This window comes from Yinghuangia sp. YIM S10712 (assembly GCF_051388935.1).
In the GTDB taxonomy this organism is placed as follows: Bacteria; Actinomycetota; Actinomycetes; order Streptomycetales; family Streptomycetaceae; genus Yinghuangia.
In genome coordinates this window covers 964594-970593 of record NZ_JBPKBI010000001.1, presented here as the reverse complement: position 1 = coordinate 970593, position 6000 = coordinate 964594, and the positions used below count along the sequence as shown (strand labels likewise).

At 70.3% G+C, this 6000-nt stretch carries 5 protein-coding genes; 4 read left to right on the top strand and 1 reads right to left on the bottom strand.

Annotated elements, in window-relative coordinates:
- Nucleotides 1-1527 (top strand): protein kinase domain-containing protein (locus ACRX5W_RS04530; protein WP_436786565.1); only part of this gene is annotated, 1527 nt, incomplete at its 5' end.
- A 190-nt stretch (nucleotides 1528-1717) separates the two neighbouring features.
- Here the strand turns inward: ACRX5W_RS04530 and ACRX5W_RS04525 are convergent.
- Complete coding sequence (locus ACRX5W_RS04525) at nucleotides 1718-2305, bottom strand: PH domain-containing protein (RefSeq protein WP_436786564.1); 588 nt, start codon at nucleotides 2303-2305, stop codon at nucleotides 1718-1720.
- A 321-nt stretch (nucleotides 2306-2626) separates the two neighbouring features.
- On the opposite strand from ACRX5W_RS04525, the gene deoC reads away from it, so the two are divergent.
- Genes deoC through ACRX5W_RS04510 form a run of 3 tightly spaced genes read left to right on the top strand, consistent with a single transcriptional unit; the run spans nucleotide 2627 to nucleotide 5951 of the window.
- Nucleotides 2627-3583 (top strand): deoxyribose-phosphate aldolase, encoded by a 957-nt coding sequence (gene deoC / locus ACRX5W_RS04520; protein ID WP_436786783.1) that lies wholly within the window; start codon nucleotides 2627-2629, stop codon nucleotides 3581-3583.
- A 3-nt stretch (nucleotides 3584-3586) separates the two neighbouring features.
- Complete coding sequence (locus ACRX5W_RS04515; protein WP_436786563.1) at nucleotides 3587-5044, top strand: aldehyde dehydrogenase family protein; 1458 nt, start codon at nucleotides 3587-3589, stop codon at nucleotides 5042-5044.
- A 1-nt stretch (nucleotide 5045) separates the two neighbouring features.
- The gene (locus ACRX5W_RS04510) at nucleotides 5046-5951 is read left to right on the top strand and encodes an aldehyde dehydrogenase family protein (protein ID WP_436786782.1); all 906 of its coding nucleotides are present in this window, start codon (nucleotides 5046-5048) and stop codon (nucleotides 5949-5951) included.
- Nucleotides 5952-6000 lie beyond the last annotated feature (49 nt).

Below are 6000 nucleotides of genomic sequence, written 5' to 3'. Positions count from 1 at the left end.
CCCCGCGACCTCAAGCCGGCGAACGTGATACTCGCCGCGGACGGGCCGCGATTGATCGACTTCGGGATCGCGCGTGCGCTCGAAGGCGGGACGATCACGCGTACGGGGTTTCTGGTGGGCTCGCCCGGATTCCTCGCGCCGGAGCAGGCCGGGAGCGGGCAGATCGGGCCCGCGACCGACGTGTTCGCGCTCGGCTCGGTCCTCACGTACGCCGCGACGGGGACCAGCCCGTTCGGTGACGGGGTGTTCACTGAGCTGCTGTTCAAGGTTCTGTACGGCGAACCGGATCTCGGCGGAGTGCCGGAACGCTACCGGGCGCTGGTTGCCTCCATGCTGGTCAAGGATCCGGACGAACGACCGACGCCGCGTCGGATCCTGGAGCAGTTGGGTGTGTTGGGGCTGGAAGGCGACAGCGGCGGCGCGTGGCTGCCGCAGCCGCTGACCGATCTCGTGGTCGCGCAGTCCGCCGCGTTGTTGTCGGAGAACCCACTGGGCGGCGAGAGCGGGGGCGCGGGACAGGCGCCCGCGGGCACCGTTCCGCCGGAAGGCCGGGGCGCGGAGCCGACCGAGCTTGGAGCGGGTGCGTACGCCGGCCTGCCGCCCAGGCCCGCCGCGCCCGGACCGTACAGCCAGGTGACGTACGGGCAATCGACTTACCCGCCAAGGGAATTCCCGGTGAGCGAGAGGCCGCCTGCGAGCGGTGCCGCCGGCTCGGGAACGCGGAAGAAGCGTCGCAGGGTCGTCGTCGCGGCGCTGGCGGTCGCGGCGATCGGCATCGCGGCGGCGGTGGTCGTGCCGGGGCTGCTCGACGACGAGAAGAGCGGTGGGGACGGTCAGGCCTCGAACAACGGCGGCGCAAGCGGGCTTCAGACGAGCGCGGGCGCCACGAGCGGGCCGCCGACCGCAACGCCGGACACGGCGTGCGGGGCCATCGGTGCCGACTTCACCAAAGGCACGCCCCGCCCTGAGTTCTCACCGGCCAACACCATGGTCACGCCCACGACTTCCGTCAACGGCTACACCATCACCGCAGGGCCGGGGGCGGACGCGCGGGCGGACTTCCAGGGCAATGTGACCGCGCCCTTCTCCAGCGTCCCGGTCAACGGCGACTTCGCGATCGAGACGCGTGTCTCGGTGAATCCGCAGCGGAGTTACCAGTCGGCGGGTCTACTGCTGTTCGCGAACAAGAACAGTTACATCCGCCTTGAACGCGGCTTCGGCAGCTTCAACTCGATCGCTTTCGAATATTTCCTGAACGGTGCCCACTACAAACTGACGACCCCGTTCGTCAACGAACCGGGCGACGTGGTCAAAACCGAAGCTGACACGGTGACGTTGCGACTGGAGCGCAGGGGCGACATCGTGACCGCGCAGTGGCGGGCGAAGGACGACGCGCTGTGGGAGCAGTTGCCGGGAGAAGCCCCGTTCACGTCGAACGGGGCACGCGCGGGAATGACGGTGCTCAATACCCCGAATTCCGGGCAATTTCATGCAACGTTCACGTCGTTCACGGTGAGCTGCCTCTGAGCCGGGAAGGGCCGGGAGCGGGGGGGGGGGGGGGGGGGGGGGGGGGGGGTGGGGGAGGTTCGTTTCTTCTCCCACTTTCCCTTCTTCTCCCCCCCCCCCCCCCGAAACTCAGGCGCTCCCGAAACTCAACCGCTCCCGAAACGCCAAACAGTCCCGAAAATCAGGCAGGCGAAACTCAGACAGCCGAAACTCAAACGGTCGAGCCCACGATCGCGAGCGCCGCGCCCAGGGCGACCACAGCCGGCACCGGCCAGTACCAGACCGCCTTGACGTCGCCCGTCGACGTCTTGCGGAACTGCTCGGCCATGCCCCGGAAGTCCGCCACCGCGTGATCCGCCAGAGCGGCCTGCGGCACGGTGGGGTGCTGTCCGCCGTACGGGTCCTCCGCCTGCGAACGGGCGTTCACCCGCATCGCCCGCTTGCGCTCGCGCAAGGAGACCGGGATCGCCCACACGTGGAACTTGCGGTCGCCGGACGTGCGCACTTCGAGGGAGTATTCGGCGCGCACTTCGCGCACCTCGCTCCATGGGATGTCGATCGTGCGGAACGGGTTGCGGATCCGCAGCCGGTCCGGCCCGGCGAAGGCCGCCGCGCGCAACGTCAGCGCGACGGCCACCGCGCCGACCGCGAGGACGGCACCGACCACGGTCATCGTGGTCTTGCCCCCGTCGCGCACCGCGCTGTCGATCATCAGCCACACGCCGACGGCCACCAGGACGACCCCGGTGAAAACAGCCGGCCGTGACCGGTAGGTGGTGACCCCGTCGTCGCTGTCCATAAAGGGGATTCTCCCCCACGACGGGCGCCGGGCCCCAAGCCCCCCGCTCCCGCCCGACTCCCTTCCTTACCTCGGGAACGTTCTCCGGGTTCGGACAGTGCCGCCCACGGCGCCCAACCACCCCAACGAACGCAGACGCCACCGCGTTCGAAAGCCGTGTTCGACCCGAGACCGCCCCTGGTCGGCTCGGATCCGATTCGCCCGCAGCCACGCTCCCAAGTGGGTTCCGCAGCGTCCCGGATGCGCAGCACCGCCGTCGGAACCCGTCAACCGTGAACCCGGCCCCGCAGCTACGCGTGTAGATATGCTCCTCTGGTGACCATGCTGTCTGCCTTCCCCGCCGACCCCGCCGAGGTGACGTCGTCCGACGCGGCGCTCGCCCGGTTCCTCCATGGGCTTCCCGGCATCGACGCGGTGGGTGCGGAATCACGCGCCGCCATGCTCGGGACGCGTTCCATCAAGAAGGACGCCAAAGCGTTCGCGATCGATCTCGCCATCGCGATGATCGACCTGACCACCCTCGAAGGCGCCGACACGCCGGGGAAGGTCCGAGCCCTGTGCGCCAAGGCCCGCCACCCCGACCCGAGCGCCCCCGACACCCCGCGCCCCGCCGCGATCTGCGTCTATCCCGACCTCGTCGCCGAGGCCAGGCAAGCCCTCGGCGGCAAGGGCTCGGACGTCAAGGTCGCCTCCGTCGCGACCGCCTTCCCGTCCGGGCGCGCCGCGCTCGACGTCAAACTGGCCGACGTCGGGCAGGCCGTGCGCGACGGCGCCGACGAGGTCGACATGGTCATCGACCGGGGTGCCTTCCTCGCCGGTCGCTACCGGCAGGTCTTCGACGAGGTCGTCGCGGTCAAGGCCGCCTGCGGCGACGCGCACCTGAAGGTGATCCTGGAGACCGGCGAGCTGGCGACGTACGACAACGTGCGCCGGGCGTCATGGCTCGCCATGCTGGCCGGTGCCGACTTCATCAAGACGTCGACCGGCAAGGTCGCGACCAACGCGACGCCGCCGGTCACGCTCGTGATGCTGGAGGCGGTACGCGACTTCCACGACGCGACGGGCCGCTCCGTCGGCGTCAAGGCGGCCGGCGGCATCCGCACGACCAAGGACGCGATCAAGTACCTCGTGCTGGTCAACGAGACGACGGGCCCCGACTGGCTCACTCCCGACCGGTTCCGCATCGGCGCGTCGAGCCTGCTGGGCGATCTGCTGATGCAGCGTCAAAAACTGGCGACCGGCCGCTACTCCGGCCCCGACTACGTGACGGTGGACTGAACCGTGACCACTTCCCCATCCACGACCGGCCGGGGGTTCGCGTACGCCCCCGCGCCCGAGTCCCGCGCCGCCGTCGACATCGCACCCTCGTACGGGCTGTTCATCGACGGCAGATTCGCCGAGGCCGCCGACGGCGCCACATTCAAGACCGTCAATCCGGCCACCGAGGAAGTCCTCGCCGAGGTCGCCATCGGCGGCGAGGCCGACGTGGACCGCGCGGTCAAGGCCGCCCGCAAGGCGTTCAAGGCCTGGTCCGCGCTCCCGGGCGCCGAACGCGCCAAATACCTCTTCCGCATCGCGCGCCTGGTCCAGGAGCACGCCCGCGAACTCGCGGTGCTGGAGACGCTGGACAACGGCAAGCCGATCCGCGAGTCGCGCGATGTCGACATCCCGCTCGTCGCCGCGCACTTCTTCCACTACGCGGGCTGGGCCGACAAGCTCGCGTACGCCGGCTTCGGCGCGAACCCGAAGCCGCACGGCGTCGCCGGCCAGGTCATCCCGTGGAACTTTCCGCTCCTGATGCTCGCCTGGAAGATCGCACCCGCACTGGCCACGGGCAACACCGTGGTCCTCAAGCCGGCCGAGACCACCCCGCTCACGGCCCTGCGCTTCGCCGAGATCTGCGTCGAGGCCGGGCTGCCGCCCGGCGTCGTCAACATCGTGACCGGCGCGGGTCCCACCGGACGCGCGGTCGTCGCGCACCCGGACGTCGACAAGGTCGCGTTCACCGGATCGACCGAGGTCGGCAAGGAGATCATCCGGACGGTCGCCGGCACCGGCAAAAAGCTGACTCTCGAACTCGGCGGCAAGGCCGCCAACATCGTCTACGACGACGCCGCACTCGACTCCGCGGTCGAGGGCATCGTCAACGGCATCTTCTTCAACCAGGGCCAGGTGTGCTGCGCCGGTTCGCGCCTGCTCGTGCAGGAGTCCGTCGCCGACGAGGTGTTCGCGATGCTCACCCGGCGCCTCCGGACGCTGCGGCTCGGCGACCCGCTCGACAAGAACACCGACGTCGGCGCGATCAACTCGGCCGCTCAGCTCGACCGCATCAAGGTCCTCGCGGCGTCCGGCGACGACGAGGGGGCCCAGCGCTGGACCGCGCCGTGCGAACTCCCCTCGAAGGGCTTCTGGTTCCCGCCGACCGTCTTCACGGGGGTCACCCAGGCGCACCGCATCGCGCGGGAGGAGATCTTCGGGCCCGTGCTGTCCGTCCTGACCTTCCGCACGCCCGCGGAGGCGGTCGAGAAGGCGAACAACACGCCCTACGGCCTGTCGGCGGGCGTGTGGACGGAGAAAGGCGCGAAGGCGCTGTGGACCGCGCAGCGGCTGCGTGCCGGGGTCGTGTGGACCAATACGTTCAACCGCTTTGACCCGGCCTCGCCGTTCGGCGGGTTCAAGGAGTCCGGGTTCGGCCGCGAAGGCGGTCGGCACGGCCTGGAGGCGTACCTGAATGTCTGAGATGTCCGACAAGCTCATGCGCAGTTCCGGTACCGCGCGCCTTGCGGTCAACAAGACCTACAAGTTGTTCATCGGGGGCAAGTTCCCCCGCTCCGAGAGCGGACGGGTGTATCCGGTGACCGATACCAAGAGCCGCCCGCTCGCCAACGCGCCGCGCGGCACGCGCAAAGATGCGCGGGACGCGGTCGTCGCCGCGCGCAAGGCCTACCCCGGCTGGTCGGGGGCGACCGCCTTCAACCGGGGCCAAGTCCTGTACCGCGTCGCGGAGATGCTGGAGGCGCGGCGCGACGAGTTCGCCGCCGAGGTCGGCGCCGCGGAAGGCACCGGCCGCAACAAGGCACTGGCCGCCGTGGACGCGGCGGTCGACCGCTGGGTCTGGTACGCGGGCTGGACCGACAAGCTCGCCCAGATCGCCGGCGGCGCGAACCCGGTGGCCGGACCGTACGCGAACTGGTCCACCCCCGAACCGACCGGCGTGGTCGCGGTCGTCGCGCCGCAGAAGTCGTCGCTCCTGGGCCTGACCAGCGTTCTCGCCCCGGTTGTCGCCACCGGCAACACCGCCGTGGTCCTCGCCTCCGAGAAGGCGCCGCTGCCCGCGCTCGCGTTCGCCGAAGTGTCGGCGGTCTCCGACGTACCCGCCGGTGTGGTGAACATCCTCAGCGGCCCCGTCGCCGAGATCGCGCCGTGGCTCGCGGCCCACCAGGACGTCAACGCGATCGACCTGGCGGGCGCGTCGCACACCGCAGGCGTCGCGTCGGTGCGCGACCTGGAGATCGCCGCGGCCGACAACCTCAAGCGTGTTCTGCGCCCCGAGGCGAGGGAGCCCGACTGGGCCGCGGACCCCGGCGTGGGCCGCATGCTCGCCTTCACCGAGATCCGCACGGTCTGGCACCCGACGGGCAACTGAACTCTCACCCATGGCAGAGAGGTTGGGCCCATCGGCGAACTCCGGTGGG

What these genes read in the sequence shown, in the direction of transcription:
- ACRX5W_RS04525 (WP_436786564.1), bottom strand. Translation starts at nt 2,305, where the DNA reads ATGGACAGCGACGACGGGGTCACCACCTACCGGTCACGGCCGGCTGTT.
- deoC (WP_436786783.1), top strand. Translation starts at nt 2,627, where the DNA reads ATGCTGTCTGCCTTCCCCGCCGACCCCGCCGAGGTGACGTCGTCCGAC.
- ACRX5W_RS04510 (WP_436786782.1), top strand. Translation starts at nt 5,046, where the DNA reads ATGTCCGACAAGCTCATGCGCAGTTCCGGTACCGCGCGCCTTGCGGTC.